Below are 24531 nucleotides of genomic sequence, written 5' to 3' on the forward strand. Positions count from 1 at the left end.
CACTCTTTCTCGTTGTCTGGCCGGCATGACTCCGGCCTGTATGCCAGGATCGTCACGCCTTGACCTGCGCCGAGACTGGAATCCAGAAACTGAATTCGCAGCCTGTGATCTCTTCGCCATTGTAGAGGTTTCGCGCCTGCAGTCTCCCGTGGTGCGACTCGACGATGGAGCGGCACAGCTTCAGGCCGATGCCCATGCCTTCGGCCTTGGTGCTGTAGAAGGCTTCGTAGATGCGCTCCAGCATTTCCGGCGGCACGCCCCTGCCGCTGTCCTGCACTGCAAACTCGATGACTTCCACGCCATCCACGTGCCTGGGCGTGACGCGCAGTTCTATGTGCCGCTGCGACGGCGGCCGTTTGGCGTCCTGGATGGCCTCGCCAGCGTTCTTGAGCAGGTTGATCAGCACCTGTTCGATCAGTATCGGGTCGACCATGAGGTAGGGCAGGCGCGCGGCGACGTAGGTGTTCAGCCGGATCATGTGGCGCCGCAGTTCGATGTCGGCCAGTTCGGTGGCGTTGCTGACCATCTGCGCCACGTCCGATAGCGTGGGGTTGGGTTCGCTGCGCTTCACGAAGGCGCGGATGCGCTGGATGATCTGTCCGGCCCGCTGTGCCTGCCTGGCGGTCTTCTCCAGGGCGTTGAGCAGGTCGTCCTGCTCGATCTGCTGCTTGTGCAGCCGCGAGATCATGCCGCTGCAATAGTTGCTGATGGCGGTGAGCGGCTGGTTCAGTTCGTGGGCGACGCTGGATGCCATTTCGCCCATGGTGATGAGGCGGCTGGCGGTTTCGGCGCGCTCGGCCTGCAGGGCCGCCTGCTCCTCGGCATGGCGGCGGGCCGTGATGTCCGTGGCGATCACCATCTGGGCCAGGCGGCCGTCAACCCAGGTGAGGTAGCGGGTCCGCATCTCGAGCCACTTGTCAAGGTCGGGGATGTAGACCTCGGCGTTTTCTGCCGAAGCCTCCAGCAGTGCGTTGGTGGGCAGGCCTGCCAGCACGTCGACATGGTCGCCGTTCTCGGCGTGGTTGGTGGCGGGCAGGTTGGAAGCCAGGTCGACCATCACGCGGTGGCCATGCCCGCTGGTGCCGAACCAGGTGCGGTACATCTTGTTGGCGAACAGCAGTTCGGAACTGCTCAGCGGCGCCACGGAAATCGCGGCATCCAGGCTGTCGAGCACAGTGGTGAAGCGTTCGTAGGAGGCGGTCAGCTCCTCGCGTATGCGCTTGGGTTCGGTAATGTCCGTCATGGACGTCATCCAGCCGGTCTGGCGTCCTTGCGGATCGATCAGGGGGGAAACGTACATCCGTGCGTAAAAGATGCTGCCATTCTTGCGCTTGACGGGAACCTCGAACCCGCCAGGCGTCGAGCGGCCTTGTATTTCCTCTTCCAGCCTTGCGGCGAGTACCTCGTGCTCGGACTCCGGCCAATAAGGGAAGGGCGCCCCGCAGCCGATCAGTTCGGCCTCGGTCCAGCCCGTCATGCTGCAGAACGCCGGGTTGACGTAGGTGATGCGGCCTGCCAGGTCGAGGGCGCGCATGCCGGTGAGCATGGAGTTTTCCATTGCTCGGCGAAAGTTGGTTTCGGCCACCAGCGCGCGTTGCGCCTGCAAACGCCGGCGCGTGTGCCTCATGTTGGCCAGCAGCATCCAGACGGTCAACACGCTGAGGGCGCCAACCATCCAGAAGAAGGCCTCCCCCATCGTGTCCTTGGATGTCCGGTAGCCCACGGCTCTGATGACGAGGCTGTTGCCTACGGGAGAGACGGGGATGTCGTGGGACTGGGGTTTGATCGACCAGGGCAGCCGACGGGGGCTGCCACCGGTGTCGAAATGCACGGTGCCGGCCAGCACGTTCTGCTGTTCGTCGAGCAATGCCACCGCGTAGCGCGCCATCACCTCGGGGGGCACGCCAAAGCGCAGCAGCCCTTCAATGGCGTATTCCGCGACCAGTGCGCCACTGAAGCGGCCCTGCTCGTTGAGCGGAATGACAAGCATGAGCAGCTTGGTTTCCCCGGGGCCTCCCAGCGGGCGTGAGTAGATGGGTTGGCGAAGGTCTCGTGAGAGGTCGAAGCTGCCTTCGGTCTCGTTGGCCTGCAGCACCGTGCCTGCCTGGCGGCTGAGGGCTTCCGGGGCACTGGGAGAGGCGTAAGCCGTGACCACCTCGCGGCGCGCATTCACCCAGGTGACGGCCATCACCTCTGGGTATTGGGCCACCAGCGATTCGCCCTGGAAGGTGAATTCGGTTTCTTCGATTTCCTTGTTCGAGATGTCCCGGGCAATGCGCATCAGCTGTTCCTGCCGTTCCAGCAGGCGCAGCCGCAAGCGTTGCTGGGCGTATTCGACATCGCGCGTCACGGCTTCCTGTTCGCGCTCCACCTCTTCCAGGGTGAAGTAGGTGATGGCGGCGACGATGGCCGAAAGAAACAGGAGAACCGACAGCAACGGGCCTAGTGTGGCGATGCGGTCCTGCCGCGCAGGAGACAGCTTGCGCCACCAGATCTTCCAGCGGTTTGCAAGGTTCAGTCGCTGTTTGGCGGGCGGAGGGGTGTTGGACATGCCGTGGAGTCTATCGGAGGCGAAGGCCGATTGAACCTCCGGTTGGCTTGCGATATTTCATAATAAGAAAGCGATAGGCACATGTTGAAAAATGAGAATTTTCGTGAGACACTTGCGGCATGGCGTGTAAATCGCCTAACCTTCCTTGACGTACCTTTAGGAGACAAACATGTCCTCGAGCCCCAACCCGGCGCAAGGCATTGGCCTGCCCGATATCGACCACCAGGAAACCCGTGAATGGCTGGATGCCCTGAACGCGGTGATCGAGAAGGAGGGCGCCGAACGGGCTCACTTTCTGCTGGAGCAGTTGCTGGAAGAGGCGCGTGAGCACAGCGTAGACATGCCGTTCTCGGCGAACACGGGTTACGTCAACACCATCAGCCCGGACGAGGAAGAGCGCAGCCCGGGTAACCTGGAGCTTGAAGGCCGCCTGCGCGCCTACATGCGCTGGAACGCCATGGCCATGGTGGTGAAGGCCAACCGCCTGAACCCGGCCGACGGCGGTGACCTGGGTGGTCACATCAGTTCCTTTCAGTCGCTGGCTCACCTGTTTGCCTGCGGCTTCAACCACTTCTGGCACGCCGACAACACCGACAAGGGCGGCACGCACGGCGGCGACCTGCTCTACATCCAGGGCCACAGCGCGCCCGGCATCTACGCCCGCGCTTTCATGGAGGGCCGCCTGACGGAAGACCAGCTGCTGAACTTCCGCCAGGAAGTGGACGGCAAGGGCCTGTCCAGCTACCCGCACCCCAAGCTGATGCCGGAGTTCTGGCAGTTCCCCACCGTGTCCATGGGCCTGGGCCCCTTGATGGCCATTTACCAGGCACGCTTCCTGAAGTACCTGCACGCCCGTGGCATTGCCGACACTTCCCAGCGCAAGGTGTGGGTGTTCTGTGGCGACGGCGAGATGGACGAGCCCGAGAGCCTGGGTGCCATCGGCCTGGCGGCACGCGAAGGGCTGGACAACCTGGTGTTCGTGGTGAACTGCAACCTGCAGCGACTTGACGGCCCGGTGCGCGGCAACGGCAAGATCATCCAGGAACTGGAAGGTGAGTTCCGCGGCTCTGGCTGGAACGTCATCAAGCTGCTGTGGGGCAGCAACTGGGACCCGCTGCTGGCCCGCGACAAGGACGGCGCCCTGCGCAAGATCATGCTCGACACGCTGGACGGCGACTACCAGGCCTTCAAGGCCAACGACGGCGCCTTTGTGCGCAAGAACTTCTTCGGCCGCGACCCGAAGGCACTGGAGCTGGTGTCGAAGATGAGCGACGAGGACATCTGGGCGCTGCGCCGTGGCGGCCACGATGCGCAGAAGGTGTACGCTGCCTTCCACCGCGCGCACAACGCCAAGGGCCAACCCACCGTGCTGCTGGTCAAGACCGTCAAGGGCTACGGCATGGGCCGCGCTGGCGAGGGCAAGAACACCGCCCACCAGACCAAGAAGCTGAGCGATGACGACATCCGCTACATGCGCGACCGCTTCAACATTCCCATTCCCGACAGCGAACTGCCCAAGGTGCCGTTCTACAAGCCGGCCGACGACACGCCGGAGATGAAGTACCTGCACGAGCGCCGCCAGGCGCTGGGCGGTTACCTGCCGCACCGCCGCACCAAGGCCGACGAGAGCTTCACCATTCCGTCGCTGGAGACCTTCAAGTCGGTGCTGGAGCCCACGGCCGAAGGCCGCGAGATTTCCACCACCCAGGCCTACGTGCGCTTCCTGACGCAGCTGTTGCGCGACCAGGCGCTGGGCCCGCGCGTGGTGCCCATTCTGGTGGACGAGGCACGCACCTTCGGCATGGAAGGCCTGTTCCGCCAGATCGGCATCTACAACCCCAAGGGCCAGTTGTACACCCCGGTGGATAAAGACCAGGTGATGTACTACAAGGAAGACAAGGCCGGCCAGATCCTGCAGGAAGGCATCAACGAGGCAGGTGGCATGGCCAGCTGGATCGCGGCGGCCACGTCGTACAGCACCAACAACCGCATCATGGTGCCGTTCTACATCTATTACTCGATGTTCGGCTTCCAGCGCATTGGCGACCTGGCCTGGGCGGCGGGCGACATGCAGGCGCGCGGCTTCCTGCTGGGCGGCACCTCCGGGCGCACCACGCTCAACGGCGAAGGCCTGCAGCACGAGGACGGCCACAGCCAGATCATGGCGGGCACCATTCCCAACTGCGTGAGCTACGACCCGACGTTCGCGCACGAAGTGGGCGTGATCATCCACCATGGCTTGAAGCGCATGGTGGAGAAGCAGGAAAACGTCTTCTACTACCTGACCCTGCTGAACGAAAACTACCCGATGCCCGGCCTGACCGCTGGCACCGAAGAGCAGATCATCAAGGGCATGTACCTGTGCAAGGAAGGCGCCAAGCTGACGCCGCGCGTGCAGCTGCTGGGTTCTGGTTCCATCCTGCGCGAAAGCCTTTTCGCCCAGGAACTGCTGGAGAAAGAGTGGGGCGTGGCCGCCAACGTGTGGAGCTGCCCGAGCTTCAACGAACTGGCCCGCGACGGCCAGGACTGCGAGCGCTGGAACCTGCTGCACCCGACCGATGCGCCGCGCGTGCCGTTCGTGACGCAGCAGCTGGACAAGCACGCTGGCCCGGTGGTGGCTTCCACCGACTACATGAAGTCCTTCGCCGACCAGATCCGCCCGTTCATCCCGAAGGGCCGCACCTACAAGGTGCTGGGCACCGACGGCTTTGGCCGCAGCGATTTCCGCAGCAAGCTGCGCGAGCACTTCGAGATCAACCGCCACTACATCGTGGTGGCCGCGCTCAAGGCGCTGGCCGAAGAGGGCACGGTGCCAGTGGCCAAGGTGGCCGAGGCGATTGCCAAGTACGGCATCAACGTGGACAAAGTGAACCCCCTGTACGCCTGATTTACCGGAGACAAGAACATGGCACTGATCGAAGTGAAGGTCCCGGACATCGGGGATTTTTCTGAAGTGGCGGTCATCGAGCTGCTGGTGAAGCCGGGTGACACCGTCGCCGTGGACCAGTCGCTGATGACGGTTGAGAGCGACAAGGCGTCGATGGAGATTCCCTCTAGCCACGCAGGCGTGGTCAAGGAATTCAAGGTCAAGCTGGGCGACAAGGTGAGCGAGGGCTCCGCCGTGCTGGTGCTGGAGGCCGAAGGTGCCGCTGCACCCGCACCCGCTCCTGCCGCCGCACCGGCAGCCCCCGTTGCCGCTGCGCCTGCGCCTGTTGCGGCTCCTGTGGCAGCGCCTGCGGCTACCAGCAGCATTGAAGTCCGTGTGCCCGACATCGGCGACTTCAAGGACGTGGCGGTGATCGAGGTGTTCGTCAAACCGGGCGACACGGTCAAGGTGGAGCAGAGCCTGATCACCGTGGAGTCCGACAAGGCGTCGATGGAGATTCCCTCCAGCCACGCAGGCGTGATCAAGGAGCTGAAGGTCAAGCTGGGTGACAAGGTCAACATCGGCGACCTGCTGGCCATTCTGGAAGGTGCCGTCGCCGCTGGGGCTGCCCCTGCTGCACCAGCACCCGCAGCCGCGCCGGTGGCCGCTGCGCCTGCACCTGTTGCCGCTGCTGCGGCACCTGCTGCGGCCACTGTGTCGGCCCCCGCGCACAACCCCACCGCCACCCCGGCGCTGGGCCTGCCGCATGCGTCGCCTTCGGTGCGCAAGTTCGCCCGCGAACTGGGCGTGCCGCTGGCCGAGGTCAAGGGCTCCGGCGCCAAGGGCCGCATCACGCTGGAAGACGTGCAGGGCTTCACCAAGTCGGTGATGGCGGGTGCCATCCAGACGCAAGCGCAGGCTGCCAAGGCGCCTGCGGCTTCGGGTGGCGGCTCCGAGCTGGGCCTCATCCCCTGGCCCAAGGTGGACTTCGCCAAATTTGGCCCCATCGAGCGCAAGGAGCTGGGCCGCATCAAGAAGATCAGTGGCGCCAACCTGCTGCGCAACGCCGTGATGATCCCGGCGGTGACCAACCACGACGACGCCGACATCACCGACCTCGAAGCCTTCCGCGTGTCCACCAACAAGGAGAACGAGAAGTCCGGCGTCAAGGTGACCATGCTGGCCTTCCTCATCAAGGCCTGCGTGGCAGCGCTCAAGAAGTTCCCCGAGTTCAACTCCAGCCTGGACGGCGACGCCCTGGTCTACAAGCAGTACTGGCACATTGGCTTTGCGGCAGACACGCCCAACGGCCTGGTGGTGCCTGTGATCAAGGACGCCGACAAGAAGGGTGTGCTGCAGATCAGCCAGGAGATGAGCGAGCTGGCCAAGAAGGCGCGCGACGGCAAGCTGGGCCCCGCCGACATGAGCGGTGCGACCTTCACTATCAGCAGCCTGGGTGGCATTGGCGGGCGTTACTTCACGCCCATCATCAACGCGCCCGAGGTGGCCATTCTGGGTGTGTGCAAGAGCCAGATGGAACCCAAGTGGGACGGCAAGCAGTTTGTGCCGCGCCTGATGTTGCCGCTGTCGCTGACGTGGGACCACCGCGTGATCGACGGCGCCGCTGCAGCGCGCTTCAACGCCTATCTGGGCCAGATCCTGGCGGACTTCCGCCGCGTGTTGCTGTAAAGGAACCTGAACATGGCACTGATGGACATCAAGGTTCCCGACATTGGCGACTTCAAGGACGTGGCGGTCATCGAGCTGCTGGTCAAGCCGGGCGACACGGTCAAGGCCGAGCAGTCGCTCATCACGGTGGAGTCGGACAAGGCTTCGATGGAGATTCCCTCCAGCCACGCTGGCGTGGTGAAGGAACTCAAGGTCAAGCTGGGCGACAAGGTGAACGAGGGCGTGGTGGTGCTGTCGCTGGAAGTGGCGGGTGAGGCTGCTGCCTCTGCGGCACCGGCTGCCGCGCCTGCGCCCGCCGCCCCAGCTGCTTCAGCAGCAGCGCCGGTGGTGGCCCCCGTGGCCGCCAGCTTCGGCGGCAGTGCCGACGTGGAATGCGACGTGCTGGTGTTGGGCGCCGGCCCTGGCGGCTATTCCGCAGCCTTCCGCGCGGCCGACCTGGGCCTGAAGGTGGTGATCGTCGAGCGCTACGCCACGTTGGGTGGCGTCTGCCTGAACGTGGGTTGCATCCCGTCCAAGGCGCTGCTGCACGTGGCAGCCGTCATGGACGAAGTGAGCCACATGGCCGACCTGGGCGTGGACTTCGGCGCGCCCACCGTGAATGTGGACAAGCTGCGCGGCCACAAGGAAAAGGTCATCGGCAAGCTCACGGGCGGCCTGGCGGCCATGGCCAAGATGCGCAAGGTCACCATCGTGCGCGGTTACGGCGCCTTCGTGGGCCCCAACCACGTGGAGGTGGAAGAAACCACGGGCACGGGCCAGGATAAGACCGGCACCAAGAAGGTGGTGGCGTTCAAGAAGTGCATCATCGCGGCCGGTTCGCAGGCCGTGCGCCTGCCCTTCATGCCCGACGATCCGCGCGTGGTGGACAGCACGGGTGCCCTGGCGCTCAAGGAAGTGCCCAAGAAGATGCTCATCATCGGCGGCGGCATCATCGGTCTGGAAATGGGCACGGTGTACAGCACGTTGGGCGCGCGCCTGGACGTGGTGGAAATGCTCGACGGCCTGATGCAGGGCGCCGACCGCGACCTGGTGAAGGTGTGGCAGAAGATGAACGCCCACCGCTTCGACAACATCATGTTGAAGACCAAGACCGTGGGTGCGCAGGCCACGCCTGAAGGCATCAAGGTGCAGTTCGAGGGCCTGGACGGCGCCAAGAGCGAAGGCACCTACGACCTGGTGCTGCAGGCCGTGGGCCGCACGCCCAACGGCAAGAAGATTGCCGCCGACAAGGCCGGTGTGGCCGTGACGGACCGGGGCTTCATCAACGTCGACATCCAGATGCGCACCAACGTGCCGCACATCTTCGCCATTGGTGACGTGGTGGGCCAGCCCATGCTGGCGCACAAGGCGGTGCACGAGGCGCACGTGGCGGCCGAGGTGATTGCCGGTGAACTGCAAGGCAACGCCGAACTGGCGGCTGCCGCGTTCAACGCACGGGTGATCCCGAGCGTGGCCTACACCGACCCCGAGGTGGCCTGGGTGGGGCTGACCGAGGACCAGGCCAAGGCGCAGGGCATCAAGGTCAAGAAGGGCCTGTTCCCGTGGACGGCTTCGGGCCGCGCCATTGCCAACGGCCGTGACGAGGGCTACACCAAACTGCTGTTCGACGACAGCCCCGAGGCGCATGGCCATGGGAAGATCCTGGGCGGTGGCATCGTGGGCACCCATGCGGGCGACATGATCGGCGAGATCGCGCTGGCCATCGAGATGGGCGCCGACGCGGTGGACATCGGTAAGACCATTCACCCGCACCCCACGCTGGGCGAAAGCATCGGCATGGCGGCAGAGGTGGCGCACGGTTCGTGCACGGACTTGCCGCCGCAGAAGAAGTGATCCTTCTGTTCAGAAAGCAAAAAGGCAGCTCGTTGAGCTGCCTTTTTGTTTGGCCGCACCCCGTGTAGGGGTGGGTGCCTCAGGCCACCTGTTCGCTGTCGCGGCTGATGCCGGCGGTCTGGCTGAAGCCGCCGTCAACGTAGGTGATCTCTGCGGTGACACCGCTGGCCAGGTCGCTCATCAGGAAGGCGGCCACGTTGCCCACGTCTTCGATGGTCACGTTGCGGCGCAGGGGCGACGCATCGGCCACCATGCCCAGCAGCTTGCCGAAATCCTTGATGCCGCTGGCAGCCAGCGTCTTGATGGGGCCGGCGCTGATGCCGTTGACGCGCACGCTGCGGCCGTCGGCCGTGCGGCCCAGCGCCTCGGCCAGGTAGCGCACGCTGGCTTCCAGGCTGGCCTTGGCCAGGCCCATGGTGTTGTAGTTGGGGATGGTGCGCAGGGCGCCCAGGTAGGTCAGGGTCAGCAGGGCCGACTTGTCGTTCAGGTAGGGGCGCGCGGCCTTGGCCATGGCGGGGAAGCTGTAGGCGCTGATGTCGTGCGCGATCTTGAACGATTCGCGGCTCAGGCCTTCCAGGAAGTCGCCCGCGATGGCCTCGCGCGGCGCAAAGCCGATACTGTGAACGAAGCCGTCGAAAGTGGGCCAGTGCGCGGAGAGGTCGCGGAACAAATTCTCGATCTGGGCATCATCGCTCACATCGCAGTCGAAAACCAGTTTGGACCCGAAGTCGGCCGCGAACTCGGTGATGCGGTCCTTGAAGCGCTCGCCTACGTAGCTGAAGGCCAGTTCCGCACCTTGCTGGTGGCAGGCCTTGGCGATGCCGTAGGCGATGGAACGGTTGGACAGCACGCCCGTGATCAGCAATTTCTTGCCAGCCAGAAAACCCATGAGTCAATCTCCAGAAAAAATCCTGCAGAATTGTCGCATGCGCGCCCACCCTTCCAGTACCCGCCGCCTTTCCTGGTTCCCGTCGGCGGGGCGCTTGCTGGCGCCGGTGCTGGCCGTTGTAGTGGCGCTGGCAGCGCCCGGTGCCTGGGCGGCCCACGGTTACGCGCTGTGGGGCGAACTGAAGTACCCCGCGGGATTTCCCCATTTCGACTATGTGAACCCGAACGCGCCCAAGGGCGGCGAGTTGCGGCTGGTGAGCAACCTGCGGGTGTCCACCTTCGACAAGTACAACCCCTTCACGCTGCGCGGCAATGCGCCAGCGTACCTGTCGGACCTGATGTTCGACAGCCTGCTGACTGGTGCCGCCGACGAAAGCGGCGCTGCCTACGGCCTGCTGGCCGAGGACGTGACCGCCTCACCGGATGGCCTGTCCGTCACCTTCCGTCTGCGGCGTGAGGCGCGCTTCCACAACGGCGACCCGGTGCTGGCGGCCGACGTGAAGTTCAGCTACGACACGCTGATGGGGCCGCATACCTCGCCTGCCTACAAGACCATCCTGGCCGACGTGGCGGGCCTGGACGTGCTGGACGAGCGCACCGTGCGCTACCGCTTCAAGAAGCCCAACCGGGAGTTGCCGCTCACGGTGGGTGGGCTACCCGTGTTCAGCCGTGCCTGGGGCAACGAGGTCGACCCCAAGACCGGCCAGCGCAAGACGTTCGATCAGGTGGTGATGGACATTCCCATCGGCAGCGGGCCCTACAGGATCGGGCCGGTGCGTTTCGGCAAGGACATCACCTACGTGCGCGACCCGAACTACTGGGCCCGCGACCTGGCGGTGCGCAGGGGTACGGCCAACTTCGACCGCATCACCGTCAAGATCTACAAGGACAACACTGCCCGGCTGGAGGCACTGAAGGCGGGGGAGTTCGACCTGATGCGCTTCTTTTCCGCAGGGGACTGGGCGCGCCGCGTCAACGGCAAGCGGTTTGACAGTGGCGAACTCGTCAAGGGCGAATTCACGCACCGCCTGCCCACGGGCTTCCAGAGCTACGTGCTCAACACGCGCCGCGCGCCGCTGGACGACATTCGCGTGCGCGAGGCGCTGGGCCTTGCGCTGGACTACGAGTGGATGAACCGCCAGATGTTCTACAACAGCTACCAGCGGGTGCGCGGGCTGTTCGGCAACACGGAGTGCTCACCTCAAGGTGCGCCGGATGAGGATGAGCTGGCGCTGCTGCAGCCTTGGCGCAAGCAGTTGCCGCCAGCGGTGTTCGGCGCCATGTATGAGCCGCCGCGCACCGACGGCGACAGTTCGTTGCGCGCCAACCTGCGCCGTGCCCAGGCACTGCTGCGCGAGGCAGGCTGGACCGTGCAGGATGGCAAGCTGCGCAATGCAAGAGGCGAACCCATGGTGCTTGAGTACCTGGATAGTGCCGAGACCGGCGCGCGCGTGGTCACACCCTGGTCGCGCAACCTGGAGAAGCTGGGCATCGAGTTGCGATTCCGCCCGGTGGATTTCGCGCTCTACCAGCAGCGCCTGCGCACGTTTGATTTCCAGATCATCTCCATCGCCTATGGTGGCACCCACAACCCGGGCGCCGAGTACGCCGACCTGTTTGGCAGCGAGGCGGCACGCACCGAGGATTCTGGCAACTTTGCCGGGGTGAAAAGCCCGGCAGTGGACGCGCTCGTTACGCGCATGACGGACGCGCGCAGCAAACCCGAGTTCCTGGCGGCCTGCCGGGCGCTGGACCGCGTCATCAGCCACAGCCACTACCTGATTCCACAATGGTCCGCCACCACGCACCGCATGGCCTACAACGCCTGGCGGCTGGAACGCCCCAAGGACATGCCGCCTTACGCGTCGGGCGAGGGCTGGGCCATTGACACCTGGTGGGCCAAACCGGCTGCCAGCACCAAGTGACGGGGAGTGCAATTCATGTGGGCCTACATCCTCAAACGCCTCTTGCTGATGATTCCGACCTTGTTCGGGGTCCTGCTCATCACCTTCGTCGTCATCCAGTTCGTGCCCGGCGGGCCGGTGGAACAGTACCTGGCCGAAGCCCGTGCGGGCGCGGTGGGCGGCGCGGAAGGCGGCTCGGTCTACCGGGGCGCGCAAGGGGTGGACCCGCAACGCCTGGAGCAGATCAAGGCGCTGTACGGCTTTGACAAACCGGCGCACGAGCGATTCTTCCAGATGCTGGGCCAGTTCGCCCGGTTTGACCTGGGCACCAGCTTCTTCCAGAACAAGGCCGTCTCGCGACTGGTCGTGGAAAAGCTGCCGGTGTCCATCAGCCTGGGGTTGTGGACCTTCTTCATCAGCTACCTGATCGCGGTGCCCCTGGGCGTGGCCAAGGCGGTGCGTGCCGGTTCGCGCTTTGACCTGGTCACCACGCTGCTGGTGCTGGTGGGCTACGCCATTCCGGGCTTCGTGCTGGGGGTGGCGCTGCTGGTCATCTTTGGCGGGCAGTTGCAGTGGTTCCCGCTGCGCGGCCTCACGTCAGCGAACTGGGAAGAACTGTCGTGGGGTGCGCGCATCGTGGACTACCTTTGGCACATCACCTTGCCAGTCACGGCCATGGTGCTGGGCAGTTTTGCCGTCACGGCCATGCTGACGAAAAACTCCTTCCTGGAAGAGATACGCAAGCAGTACGTGCTGACCGCCCGCGCCAAAGGCCTGAGCGAGCGCCAGGTGCTGTGGAAGCATGTGTTCCGCAACGCACTCATCCCCATCATCACGGGCTTTCCGGCAGCCTTCGTCGGCGCGTTCTTCGCAGGCTCGCTGCTCATCGAGACGCTCTTTTCGCTAGACGGCCTGGGCCTGCTGAGCTACGAGAGCGTGATCCGGCGCGACTACCCCGTGGTGCTGGGAACGCTGTACCTGTTCACACTGATCGGCCTGCTGACCAAGCTGATCAGCGACCTCTGCTACGTCTGGGTGGACCCCCGTGTCAAGTTCGACTGAATCCATGCCTGTGGCCATGGCGCCCAAGGGCGACTCGCCTCTGTCCCCGTCGCGCCGGGCGTGGCTGCGCTTCAAGCGCAACCGCCTGGGTTTCGTCAGCCTGATCGTGTTCTGCGTGCTGGTGGTAGCCAGCCTTTTTGCCGAGGTGCTGTCGAACGACCGCCCGCTGCTGGTGCGGTACGAGGGCCAGTTCTACACCCCCCTGGTTCACGACTACCCCGAGACGGTCTTCGGTGGCGATTTCGAAACCCCCACCGATTACCTCGATCCGTACATCCGGGAGCGCCTGAGCGCTGGCGGCAACTGGGCCATCTACCCGCTCAACCCCTATGGCCCCAAGACGCTGAACTACTTTGCCAAGGAGCCCAATCCGTCTGCGCCTTCGCGCGACAACTGGCTCGGCACGGATGACCGGGGCCGCGATCTGCTGGCGCAGCTGATCTACGGCTTCAGGGTGAGCGTGCTGTTCGCATTGGCCCTGACCGCCATTGGCGTCTTGGTGGGGGTGGCAGCAGGGGCGGTGCAGGGTTACTTTGGCGGCCGCACCGATCTGGCTTTCCAGCGCTTTATCGAGATCTGGGGCTCCATGCCGGAGCTGTACCTGCTCATCATCTTCAGCGCGGTGTTCGCGCCCAGCATTGCGTTGCTGCTGGCCCTGCTCAGCCTGTTCGGCTGGATGGGCCTGAGCGATTACGTGCGTGCCGAATTCCTGCGCAATCGCCAGCTGGACTACGTGCGTGCCGCCCGCGCCATGGGGTTGACCAACGGCCAGATCATCTGGCGCCACATCCTTCCCAACAGCCTGACGCCCGTGGTCACCTTTCTGCCTTTCCGCATGAGTGCCTCCATCCTGGCCCTGACGTCGCTGGACTTCCTCGGGCTGGGTGTGCCGCCGGGCACGCCATCGCTTGGGGAACTGCTCAGCCAGGGCAAGAACAACATCGATGCGTGGTGGATATCCATGTCCACCTTCGGTGTGCTCGTGGTCACGCTGCTGCTGCTTACCTTCATGGGCGACGCGCTGCGCGATGCTCTGGACCCGCGAAAGGCTGAAGCATGAACAACGCCCCTGTGCTGGAAGTGCGTGGTCTGCGCGTCGCCTTTGGCGGGCAGAGCGTGGTCCACGGCATCGACTTCACCCTGCGTGCTGGCGAAAAGCTGGCATTGGTCGGTGAGTCCGGCTCTGGCAAGACGGTGTCTGCCCTGAGCCTGCTGCGCCTGGTGCCGCAGGCGGAGGTCAGCGGTTCGGTGCTGCTGGGGGGGCGAGACCTGCTTCGGTGCAGCGAGCGTGAGCTGCGAGGCCTGCGGGGGGACGACGTGGCCTGCATTTTCCAAGAGCCGATGACGGCACTGAACCCGCTCTACACGGTCGGCGACCAGATTGCCGAGGTGCTGACCTTGAAGAAGGGGCTGTCGGGCGAGCAGGCACGCGAGCGGGTGCTGGAGCTGCTGCGCGCCACAGGCATACCCGAGCCCGAGCGCCGCGCTGGCGCCTTTCCGCACCAGCTCAGCGGCGGCCAGCGGCAACGGGCGATGATCGCCATGGCCTTGGCCAGCGAGCCCAAGGTGCTGATCGCCGACGAGCCCACCACCGCCCTGGACGCCAGTCTTCGCAGCCAGATACTGGACCTGCTGAGCGAGCTCCAGCGGCGCATGGGCATGGCTGTGCTCATCATCACCCACGACCTGCACCTGGTGCGACGCTTTGCCGACCGCGTTGCGGTCATGGAGCGCGGTTACCTGGTGGAGCAGGGGGCCGTGGCAGACGTGTTCGCCCAGCCAAGCCACGCGTACACCAGAAAGTTGCTGGACAGCCGCCTGCGGCGGCGACTGTCGCCTGGCGCGCAGGGCCAGTCCGGTGGGCAGGCTGTTCTGCAGGCCAGGCAGCTCACGGTGTCCTACGCCACGCCCTTGCCCGGCGTGAAGGGTTGGTTCAGGAAGGGGCGCTTTGACGCGGTCCGGTCCGTGGCGCTGGACCTGCCTGCTGGCCGTACCCTGGGCGTTGTTGGCGAGTCGGGCTCCGGCAAGTCGACACTTGCCCTGGCGGCACTGGGGCTGCTTCCGCACGAGGGGCAGCTGAACATCCTGGGACAGGCCTGGAGCGGGCAGCACCGTGGCACGGTGAGCGACCGCGCCTTGCGCAGGCAGGTGCAGGTGGTGTTCCAGGACCCGTTCTCATCCCTTTCGCCCCGCATGACGGTGGAGCAGATCGTTGGTGAAGGGCTGGAGGTGCACGAACCCTCGTTGACCGCACCGCAGCGGCGTGAGCGGATTCTCCAGGCCTTGCGCGAGGTGGGGCTGCTGCCCGAAACAGACCCCGGTATGCAGGCACGCTGGCTCATGCGCTATCCCCATGAATTCTCGGGCGGGCAGCGTCAGCGGCTGGCGATTGCCCGGGCGTTGATCGTCAAGCCGCGCATGCTGGTGCTGGACGAGCCCACCAGCGCGCTGGACGTGACCGTGCAGAAGCAGGTCATCGAGCTGCTCCTGCAGTTGCAGCACACCAGGCAACTGAGCTACTTGCTCATCACCCATGACGTGGACGTCATCTGGGCGATGGCGCACGAGGTGGTCGTGATGAAAGACGGCCAATTGGTGGAGTCTGGGCCGGCCGATGCCGTGATGCGCACCCCGTCCCACAGCTACACGCGGCAATTGCTGCAAGCCTCGGCCGAACTGTTGTGATCCAATCTCTGGGTAATTGACTTTCCTGAAAGTGGTGAAAATGCGGCATGAGACTGCCCCCGTGACGTGGGCATCCCCTTGGCGGTGGCTTGCGCTGGGTTGGGAAGACCTGCGGGCCAATCCTGCACCTGGCTTGTTGCACGGCTTCGTTCTGGCGCTTTTTGGTGCCATTCTGTTCTTCGGCGCGCGGGACCACTTCTGGCTGCTCGTGGGGGCGTTTTCCGGTTTCCTGATCGTCGCGCCCGTTCTGGCCACCGGTCTGTATGCCGTCAGCCTGGCACGGGAGCAGGGGCGCAACATCGGTCTTGCCCAGGTGCTGGCCATCTGGATGTCTGGTGACCGTCGACTCATTGCCTTTGGTGTGTTGCTGGGGCTGGCTGGAACCGGGTGGGTGTTGACTTCCGCCGGTCTCATCACGCTCTGGTCCGAGGTGCCCATCAGGCGGCCCGCGGACTTCCTCCATCATGTGGTACTGGCGAAGTCGCCCGGTCTTTTCGAGGTCTGGCTGCTCCTGGGCGCGTTGCTGGTGGCGCCCATGTTCGCTTCCAGCGTGCTTACCCTGCCTTTGCTCGTTGACACCCGCATGCCTTTGTGGGTTGCGGTGACCCAGAGCTGGCGTGCTGTCGGCAACTACCCCGGCCCGCTGGCGCTCTGGGCGATGGTCATCACCGTGCTCGTCGCGCTCGGCATGCTGACGCTGCTTCTCGGGTTGATCGTGGTCGTGCCAGTGCTGGCCCATGCCAGCTGGCACGCATACCGGGATCTGCTGCCCCCGCCCGCTGGCGGCCAGGCTCTGTAAGGCGGGTGGCAGGCATGGAAGGTACCGTGTTTGGTTATTCCGAGGCACAGATCGCGCAGTTTGGCTTGACGTTTGGCGTTGGCGCCTTCGTCTTGTACATGCTGTTCATCGTGTTCAATCTGGCCCGTGAGTCCAAGGCTGGCAAGTTCGGGACGTTCATCTTGTTTCTGGTGCTGTCGCTGGGCATGCTTGGATTTCTGGCCAAGAATTTCATCAAATGGATGCTGGACATCTGATACCAGCGTAGGGAAACGTTGGGGAGCCCATGAAAAACGCGCAATTTACGGTTCCGAACTGGAACCACGAAGACACGTTCACGGTCGGCGAGAAGAAGCTCACCTGCACCGCAGAAGGCTGGAACGCAAACACCATTTCCGGGCACCTGATCGATTTCTCGCCCGAGCAGCGTTCGCTGAAGATCCAGCCCTTCGGGCAGGAAAGGGGCGTGCTGCTCAAGTTCAACCAGGTCAAGCGGCTGAAGATCGATCTGCAGCCAGACCTGGACACCGACTTCCTGCCCACCGGATTTCCTTCGGGCGATGGCGAAAGAACGCCCCAGACTTTCGTGGTGCATCTGCGCGACGGGGCACTGTTTTCCGGCATTGCACACGCCCACCGCAAGGAGTCTTATGGCTTGTGGATCTTTCCCAAGACCTCGGGTGACGACGAGCCGTTTCGGGTCTTCATTCCCAAGAGCGGGATCAACAGCTTCGAGGTCAAGGGCGATGGCCTGGGTGTGTTGAACGACACCGACTTCGAAGACACGGTCATCGGCGACATCGAGAGCATGGGCATCGAGGCTGCCCTGGGATCGGGCAGCTCGATGGTCGAAACGCGTGAACAGCTCAAGGAGGCGCTGGAGAACCAGAACCGGCTCAAGCCCGTGCCGATTGGCGAGGCCCTGATGGGGCTGGGAAAGATCACGCCGAACCAGCTGGCCGATGCGCTGCGGCGCCAGAAGGAAAAGAAGTCCTTGCCGCTTGGGCAGATGCTGGTCGAGATGGGCCTGGTGACCCCGGCCGATCTGCAGACCGCTTTCGCGCGCAAGATGGGCTATCCGTTCATCGACCTCAAGAAGTTTCCGGTCGACACGGCCGCACTGCGCCTGGTGCCGTTCGCCACTGCCAAACGCCTGAAGGTGTTGCCGCTGCTTGACCAGAAAACGGCGGTCGTGGTGGCCATGCAGGACCCCCTGCAGTTCAAGATCATTGAAGAACTTGAATTCTCCACCCAGCGCAAAGTCGTGCCGGTGGTCACGACCAGCACCGATCTGCTCGCGCAGATCACCAAGTCCTACCGCGACATCGGGATGGGAGAGGGTGGCGAGTCCTCGCGCCCCGAGCCGGCCGCGGGCGAGCTGCAGGTACCTGCCGGGGATGCGGTGGACGCCTTTCAGCTGGCGGTCGAACTGTCCGGCGAGGCGACCAACGACCCTACCGAGGAGCGGCCAGTCGAGCAGTCCGACAACACGCTGGTCAAGCTGATCAACTCCATGATCACCGAGGCCTATTACCAGCGCGCGTCGGACATCCACATCGAACCCTACCCGGGCCGCGAGAAGCTGGTCATACGCTTTCGCGTGGACGGCGAGATGCGCCACTACCTGGAGTTGCCAGCCAGCTACCGCAATGCCTTGATTGCACGCATCAAGATCATGTGCGACCTCGACATCTCAGAGCGCCGCAAGCCGCAGGACGGCAAGATCAGCTTCGCCAAGTTCGGTGGGCTGGGCATTGAGCTGCGCGTGGCCACCATTCCCACGGCCAGCGGCCTGGAAGACGTGGTGATGCGGATTCTGTCTTCGTTCAAGCCCCTGCCGCTGGAGGCCTTGAACATGAGTCCGACCATCGTCCGGTCTTTCGAGAAGATCGTCCAGCGTCCTTACGGACTGTTCCTTTGCGCGGGCCCCACGGGTTCGGGCAAGACGACGACACTGCACTCGGGGCTGCAGTTCATCAACACCCCCAACCGCAAGATCTGGACGGCCGAGGACCCCGTGGAAATCACGCAGCGCGGCCTGCGCCAGATACAGGTCAACCCCAAGATCGGCTGGACGTTTGCTTCGGCGCTGCGCGCCTTGCTACGTGCCGACCCGGATGTGATCATGGTGGGTGAGATCCGTGACCAGGAAACCGCGGAGATGGCCATTGAGGCGTCGCTCACGGGGCACCTGGTGCTGTCCACGCTGCACACCAACTCGGCCTCTGAGACCATTGTCCGCCTGATCGATCTGGGGGTGGACCCGTTCTCGTTCGCCGACTCGCTGCAAGGCATTCTGGCCCAGCGGCTGGTGCGGCGGTTCTGTCCGGACTGCGTGCGCAGCGAGGCACTCAACCCGGATCAGGTGGACGAGCTGCTCGACGACTACCTGCAGGTCTTGCCCGAAGGCCATCCGCAGAAGAACGCCAACGCATTGCGTGCCGACTGGGTACAACGGTTCGGCAAAAACGGCCAGCTGCACGCATGCAGCGCACCGGGCTGTGAGAAATGCGCGCAGACCGGCTACCGTGGCCGGGTGGCGCTGCATGAATTGCTGGTCACCTCACCGCGCATGCGCCAGCTCATCCAGCACCGTGCGCGGCCCGCCGAGTTGCAGCAGGCCGCCATGGCCGACGGTATGCTGACGCTCCGCCAGGACGGCATCGAGAAGGTGCTCCAGGGGCTGACCAGTCTGGCCGAGGTTCGCTCGTCCAGCAACGTCTGACCCCTGGCCGGGGTTGCTCAGCAACCCCGGGTAACGGGCATCTCCACGTCCTGGTTCACGGCGATGTGCCGGGCCAGCTCCAGCTTGGCGATGGCGTTGCGGTGCACTTCGTCGGGACCGTCCGCCAGGCGCAGGGTGCGCTGGTTGGCATAGCTGTAGGCCAGGGGGAAATCCTGCGAAACTCCCGCGCCGCCGTGGGCCTGGATGGCCCAGTCGATGACCTGGCAGGCCATGTTGGGCGCCACCACCTTGATCATCGCGATTTCGGCCTTGGCAACCTTGTTGCCCACGGTGTCCATCATGTAGGCGGCCTTGAGCGTGAGCAGCCGGGCCTGTTCGATCATGCAGCGCGCATCCGCAATGCGCTCATGCCACACCGATTGCGCGGCCACGGGCTTGCCGAAGGCAACCCGGCTGTTGAGCCGCTTGCACATCAGTTCCAGCGCACGCTCTGCCGCGCCGATGGACCGCATGCAGTGGTGGATGCGCCCCGGGCCCAGGCGGCCCTGTGCGATTTCGAACCCGCGCCCCTCGCCGAGCAGGATGTTCTCCGCCGGCACGCGCACGTTCTCCAGCAGCACTTCCATGTGTCCGTGGGGGGCGTCGTCATAGCCAAAAACCGACAGCGGACGCAGCACCGTGACACCTGGGGCATTGGCAGGCACCACGATCATCGACTGCTGGGAGTGGCGGGGGGCCTCAGGGTCGGTCTTGCCCATGACGATGTAGACGGCGCAACGCGGGTCACCGGCGCCGGAGGACCACCACTTGCGGCCGTTGATGACGTAGTCCTTGCCGTCCCGTTCGATCCGGCACTGGATGTTGGTGGCATCCGACGAAGCCACTTCTGGCTCGGTCATCAGGAATGCGGAACGGATCTCGCCGCGCAGCAGCGGCTCCAGCCACTCGTCCTTCAACGCTTCGGACGCGTAGCGCTCCAGGGTTTCCATGTTGCCGGTGTCGGGCGCCGAGCAGTTGAAGACTTCTGCTGCGAACGGGACGCGGCCCATGATTTCGCACAGCGGTGCGTATTCCAGGTTGCTCAGCCCTTCTGGCGCCCTTTTGGAATGGGGCAGAAACAGGTTCCACAGCCCCGCCTTGCGTGCCTTGGGTTTGAGTTCTTCGATCAACGCCGTGGGAACCCAGGCATTGCCCTTGGCGCGGTTCGCCGCGATTTCCTCGAAGAAGCGGTTTTCGTTCGGGTAGATGTGCTCTTCCATGAAAGCCAGCAGGCGGGCCTGCAACTCCTTCACTTTGGGCGTGTAGTCGAAATTCATGGAAAGGTCCTCTGTGTTGCGGGAAAGCGGTGTGGCAGGCTCAGGCGCGCTGGGCAAAGCTCCAGGCGAGTTCGGCCATGGGCCGGGCGAGGGCGCCCGACTCGCGGGCCTGTGCGCTGGATGCGGTGCCGTCCTCGACCCGTTTGGCAATGCCTTGCAGAATGGCCGCCAGGCGGAACATGTTGTAGGCGAGGTAGAAGTTCCAGTCGGCAAGCAGGGCTTCGGCCGTTGCAAAGCCGGTGTGCCGGCAATACATCTCGACGTATTCACGCTCGCTGGGAATACCCAGGTCGTCCAGGTTCAGGCCCGCGATGCCACGGAACATCTGCGGGGGAATGTGCCAGGACATGCAGTGGTAGCTGAAGTCGGCAAAAGGGTGGCCCAGCGTGGACAGTTCCCAGTCCAGAACCGCCAGCACGCGCGGCTCGCTCGGGTGGAACATGAGGTTGTCCAGCCGGTAGTCGCCATGGACGATGGACACCAGGGATTCGTCCAGCGCCATCGCCGGAATGTGGCTGGGCAGCCACTCGATCAGTCGGTCCATTTCCGCAATGGGCTGGGTGACCGAAGCCAGGTACTGTTTGCTCCAGCGTCCGATCTGGCGTTCGAAGTAGTTGCCCGGTCTGCCGAAATCGGCCAGCCCCGCGGCCGCGGGTGACACCTTGTGCAGCGCGGCCTGCACACGGTTCATTTCCTCGTATATCGCCCGGCGTTCGCTGCGTGTCATGCCAGGAAGCGATTGTTCCCAAAGCACCCGGCCTTCGATGTGTTCCATCACGTAGAAGGCACGGCCGATGACGGATTCGTCTTCGCACAGCACGTGCATGCGAGCCACGGGCACACCGGTGCCGTGCAGACCGCGCATCACCTTGAATTCACGTTCGATGGCGTGCGCCGACGGCAGCAGCCTGGCGACAGGCCCGGGCTTGGTCCGCATGACATAGAGCTTGCCCGGGGTGACAAGCTTGTAGGTCGGGTTGGACTGCCCGCCGGGAAACTTGTGCACGCTCAGCGGGCCAGCAAACCCTTCCAGGTGTGCGCCTAGCCAGCGTTCAAGCGCTTCGACCTCGAAGGGCAGGGGGGCCATGGTGTTGTCGCCGGATGTCTGCTGCTCACTCATGGCCTTGCCTCATCGTAGGGGTCAGTTGTCCGCTTCCGAGATGCGCATCAGAACAGACCTGTCGCGCACCACCAGTCCACCGGGTTCGATGCGGATCGCGTTCTCGCGCTCCATCGTCTTGAGTTCCTGGTTCACCCGCTGCCGGGAGGCACCCAGCATCTGCGCCAGCTCCTCTTGCGCCAGTTGCAGACCGATGCGCGTTTCGCTGCTGTTGGACAGGCAGGGAACACCATAGCTGCGCACCAGATGCAGCAACTGCTTGGCCAGACGGGCACGCAGCGGCAGGGTGTTGAGGTCTTCCACCAGGCCGAACAGGTTGCGTATGCGCCGTGCCTGCAGGCGCATCAGGGCCTCGTACAGCTCTACGTGCTGCGAGAGAATCTTCTGGAAGTCGTTGCGTGCCACGCAAAGCAGCGTGGTGGCGCCGTGGGCGTAGGCGTCGTGCGTTCGCTGGTCGCCATCGAACATGGCCACATCGCCGAACCACACCCCGGGCTCCACGTACGTCAGCGTGATCTGCTTGCCCGAAAGCGACGTCGAACTCACGCGGACGGCTCCCTTGGCCACCGCGGTCCATTCGGTCGGCGGGTCGCCCCGGGCAACAATCAGGTCGCCGTCCTTGAAACGTTTGACGTAAGCGCATCGAAGTATGTCGTGACGCAGGGATGGAGAAAGAGTGCTGAACCAGCGACCGCTGTTGATCGCCTCTCGTTCTTCCATTGTCAGAATCGGTTCGTCCATCGTCTGTCTTATGTGTGACTGGTTGGCAGTGGTTTTGTCACCCGCGCGACCTCCCTCGGGCGGCGGCGTCAGAGGTAGCCAGGCGTTCGCTTTTCCAGAAACGCTCTGATGCCTTCGCCGCCATTGGGGTGGTGAAGGTTCTTCACAAAAAAGTCCCGCTCCATTTTCAGATGGCTGTTGAGAGACTGTGCTGGTGCCTCGTTCACGAGTTCCTTGATGCTCGCCAGGGTGTTGGGCGCCTTGGCGTTGAGCTTGTCCGTCAGGCGCCGGGCCTCGTCCAGCGCGTGGCCGGGGTCGGTCACGCGGTTGATGAGTCCCAGTTGCTGCAGCCGCTCGGCCCCCATGCGTTCACCCAGCATCAGCAGCTGCATGGCGGTGGCGCGGGGCAGGTTGCGCGTGAGGCTCCAGCTGCCGCCGCCGTCCGGCGACAGGGCAACGTTCGCGTAGGCCATGACGAACACGCTGTCGCGCGCGGCCACCAGGAAATCGCAGGCAAGGGCCAGCGAGAAACCCGCGCCAGCGCACGCGCCCTCAACCGCCGCGACCACCGGTTTGGAAAAGCTGCGGATGGCTTCGATCCAGCTGTGCAGGCCTTCAATGCTTTCGGCCTGTACTTCGGCGGGTTTCTCGCGGTTGGCCAGCAACCGCTGCAGGTTGCCCCCGGCGCAGAAGTTGCCTCCCTCGCCGGTGATGATGACGGAGTGCACTTCCGGGTTGTCGTCGGCGGCGATGATGGATTCGACGCCTGCGGCGTAAATCTCCGGACCCAGGGCGTTGCGCATGTCCGGGTTGCTGATGGTCAGCACCAGCGTGCCGCCTTCACTGTGGCTTTTCAGCGAGGCTGTCATGTCATGCTTCCTCGTGCGTCAGGCTCAGGCCCAGCGCGCCGCGGCGGCGCAGCCAGGGCGAGGGGCGGTAACGGGCGTCGCCATACACCGTCTGCAGATTGAAGAGGATCTCCAGCAAGTTGGTCGGGCCCACGCGGTCGCCCATGGCCAGCGGGCCGGCGGGGTAGCCCAGGCCCAGGGTCACGGCGGTTTCCAGGTCCTGGGGCGTGCAGATGCCCTGCTGGCACATGTCGGTGGCGATGTTGACGATGGTGGCCACCACGCGCTGGGTGACGAAGCCGCCGCTGTCGCGGATCACGCTGACGGCCTTGCCGTCGCGGGCAAAAAGCGCGTGTGCGGCGTCACGCATGTCGGGTCGGGTGGCGGGGTTGGTGGCGAGCACACGGCGGCGGGTCGCGGCATCGGGCAGCATCAGGTCGATGCCCACCACGCGCGTGGCGTCCAGCCGCTCCACGGCCGCCACGGTGGTCACGTCATGTCCGAGCGGTGCCACGATGATGAGCGCGCGGTCGGACGGCTGCTGTGCGGTCTCGATGGTGGCGCCCAGGTCCTTGAGCAACTGGTACAACTCGGCCCGGCGCGCGGCGCGAGCCGGAACCCACACGGGGGGCAGTTCGACTACCTGCGGCACGGCGGGCTCTGCAGGCACTTCGGCCTGCCCGTTGGTGTAGCGGTAAAAGCCTTCGCCCACCTTCTTGCCAACCACGCCGCCTGCCAGGCGTTGCGCCGTGATGACGCTGGGGCGGTAGCGGGGTTCTTCGTAGTACTGGTGGTAGATCGACTCCATCACTGGGTGCGAAACGTCCAGTGCGGTCAGGTCCATCAGTTCGAACGGGCCAAGCTTGAAGCTCATCTGGTCGCGCAGGATGCGGTCCACCGTGGCGAAGTCGGCAACGCTTTCGCCCACGATGCGCAGCGCCTCGGTGCCGTACCCGCGTCCTGCGTGGTTGACGATGAAGCCCGGCGTGTCCTGCGCGGTCACCGGGGTGTGGCCCATTTCACGGGCGTACGCACTCAGCCGTTGGCAGACGTCGCGGCTGGTCTTGAGCCCTGCGATCACTTCGACCACCCGCATCAGCGGCACCGGGTTGAAGAAGTGGAACCCGGCCAGCTGGGCGGGCCGCCGCAGGCCGTTGGCAATGGCCGTGACCGACAGCGACGAGGTGTTGGTGGCCAGAACCGCCGTTTCGGCGACCAGGCCTTCGAGTTCGGCAAACAGGTTTTTCTTGATGTCGAGCCGTTCCACGATCGCTTCGACCACCAGGTCGCACACTGCAAGGTCGGCAAGCTGGCTGGCGCGCCGCAGCCGCTCCACGCAGCCGTCGCGCTGCTCCTGTGGCATTTTCCCTTTGCCAACCAGCTTGTCCCACTGGTCGACCAGGGCCTGGTATGCGGCTTCCACGGCCGGTGCCTGTGTGTCGTAGAGCCAGACCGTGCTGCCGGCCTGGGCGGCGATCTGCGCGATGCCGCGGCCCATGGCGCCCACGCCCACGATGCCCACGTTCTGGAAGTTGCTGCTCATATGCGATGTCTCTCGTTTGTTGAAGTATCGGTTGTGACAAAA

General features: G+C 64.5%; 17 protein-coding genes. 10 read left to right on the forward strand and 7 right to left on the reverse strand.

Translation table 11 applies throughout. The annotated features are described in order from the left end of the window. Positions 1-52: 52 nt before the first annotated feature. Positions 53-2551 carry a PAS domain-containing sensor histidine kinase gene (locus ACYVHH_RS08005; protein ID WP_460564608.1) on the reverse strand — a complete coding sequence of 833 codons (2499 nt, stop codon included), beginning with the start codon at positions 2549-2551 and terminating at the stop codon, positions 53-55. Between the two features lie 169 nt (positions 2552-2720). Between ACYVHH_RS08005 and aceE the strand changes: the two genes are divergently transcribed. From aceE to lpdA, 3 genes are read left to right on the forward strand one after another with little or no spacing between them, the layout of a single operon-like run. Beyond that, positions 2721-5438 (forward strand): pyruvate dehydrogenase (acetyl-transferring), homodimeric type, encoded by a 2718-nt coding sequence (gene aceE / locus ACYVHH_RS08010; protein WP_460564609.1) that lies wholly within the window; start codon positions 2721-2723, stop codon positions 5436-5438. An 18-nt stretch (positions 5439-5456) separates the two neighbouring features. Beyond that, positions 5457-7106 (forward strand): dihydrolipoyllysine-residue acetyltransferase, encoded by a 1650-nt coding sequence (gene aceF / locus ACYVHH_RS08015; protein WP_460564610.1) that lies wholly within the window; start codon positions 5457-5459, stop codon positions 7104-7106. Positions 7107-7118: 12 nt separating this feature from the next. Then, positions 7119-8939, forward strand: a complete 1821-nt coding sequence (gene lpdA, locus ACYVHH_RS08020; protein WP_460564611.1) for a dihydrolipoyl dehydrogenase — start codon at positions 7119-7121, stop codon at positions 8937-8939. Positions 8940-9018: 79 nt separating this feature from the next. On the opposite strand, the gene fabI is transcribed toward lpdA, so the two are convergent. Beyond that, positions 9019-9828, reverse strand: coding sequence for an enoyl-ACP reductase FabI (gene fabI / locus ACYVHH_RS08025; RefSeq protein ID WP_460564612.1), 810 nt, complete (start codon positions 9826-9828; stop codon positions 9019-9021). Between the two features lie 37 nt (positions 9829-9865). Between fabI and ACYVHH_RS08030 the strand changes: the two genes are divergently transcribed. From ACYVHH_RS08030 to ACYVHH_RS08060, 7 genes are all read left to right on the forward strand, one after another. Then, entirely contained in the window at positions 9866-11752 is a 1887-nt protein-coding gene (locus ACYVHH_RS08030) for an extracellular solute-binding protein (protein ID WP_460564613.1), read from the forward strand. A gap of 15 nt (positions 11753-11767) precedes the next feature. Continuing rightward, positions 11768-12793: a microcin C ABC transporter permease YejB gene (locus ACYVHH_RS08035; RefSeq protein ID WP_460564614.1), complete on the forward strand. Its 1026-nt coding sequence runs from the start codon at positions 11768-11770 to the stop codon at positions 12791-12793. A gap of 4 nt (positions 12794-12797) precedes the next feature. Next, positions 12798-13853: an ABC transporter permease gene (locus tag ACYVHH_RS08040; RefSeq protein WP_460565260.1), complete on the forward strand. Its 1056-nt coding sequence runs from the start codon at positions 12798-12800 to the stop codon at positions 13851-13853. Further along, positions 13850-15478, forward strand: a complete 1629-nt coding sequence (locus ACYVHH_RS08045) for an ABC transporter ATP-binding protein (RefSeq protein ID WP_460564615.1) — start codon at positions 13850-13852, stop codon at positions 15476-15478. Before ACYVHH_RS08040 ends, ACYVHH_RS08045 begins: the two co-directional genes overlap by 4 nt. Positions 15479-15539: 61 nt before the next feature. Beyond that, positions 15540-16277, forward strand: coding sequence for a DUF2189 domain-containing protein (locus ACYVHH_RS08050; RefSeq protein WP_460564616.1), 738 nt, complete (start codon positions 15540-15542; stop codon positions 16275-16277). 14 nt (positions 16278-16291) lie between these two features. Continuing rightward, positions 16292-16513, forward strand: coding sequence for a DUF2788 domain-containing protein (locus ACYVHH_RS08055; protein ID WP_460564617.1), 222 nt, complete (start codon positions 16292-16294; stop codon positions 16511-16513). Positions 16514-16542: 29 nt separating this feature from the next. Then, positions 16543-18981, forward strand: a complete 2439-nt coding sequence (locus tag ACYVHH_RS08060) for a GspE/PulE family protein (protein WP_460564618.1) — start codon at positions 16543-16545, stop codon at positions 18979-18981. Positions 18982-18998: 17 nt separating this feature from the next. Here ACYVHH_RS08060 and ACYVHH_RS08065 read toward each other — a convergent pair whose 3' ends face one another. From ACYVHH_RS08065 to ACYVHH_RS08085, 5 genes are all read right to left on the reverse strand, one after another. Next, positions 18999-20258 (reverse strand): acyl-CoA dehydrogenase family protein, encoded by a 1260-nt coding sequence (locus tag ACYVHH_RS08065; RefSeq protein WP_460564619.1) that lies wholly within the window; start codon positions 20256-20258, stop codon positions 18999-19001. A gap of 40 nt (positions 20259-20298) precedes the next feature. Continuing rightward, positions 20299-21345: a phosphotransferase gene (locus ACYVHH_RS08070; protein ID WP_460565261.1), complete on the reverse strand. Its 1047-nt coding sequence runs from the start codon at positions 21343-21345 to the stop codon at positions 20299-20301. A 54-nt stretch (positions 21346-21399) separates the two neighbouring features. Beyond that, the gene (locus ACYVHH_RS08075; protein ID WP_460564620.1) at positions 21400-22119 is read right to left on the reverse strand and encodes a Crp/Fnr family transcriptional regulator; all 720 of its coding nucleotides are present in this window, start codon (positions 22117-22119) and stop codon (positions 21400-21402) included. Between the two features lie 68 nt (positions 22120-22187). Then, positions 22188-22967, reverse strand: coding sequence for an oxepin-CoA hydrolase, alternative type (locus tag ACYVHH_RS08080; RefSeq protein ID WP_460564621.1), 780 nt, complete (start codon positions 22965-22967; stop codon positions 22188-22190). 1 nt (position 22968) lies between these two features. Continuing rightward, positions 22969-24489, reverse strand: a complete 1521-nt coding sequence (locus ACYVHH_RS08085; protein WP_460564622.1) for a 3-hydroxyacyl-CoA dehydrogenase — start codon at positions 24487-24489, stop codon at positions 22969-22971. Positions 24490-24531 lie beyond the last annotated feature (42 nt).

Source organism: Hydrogenophaga aquatica (assembly GCF_054780915.1).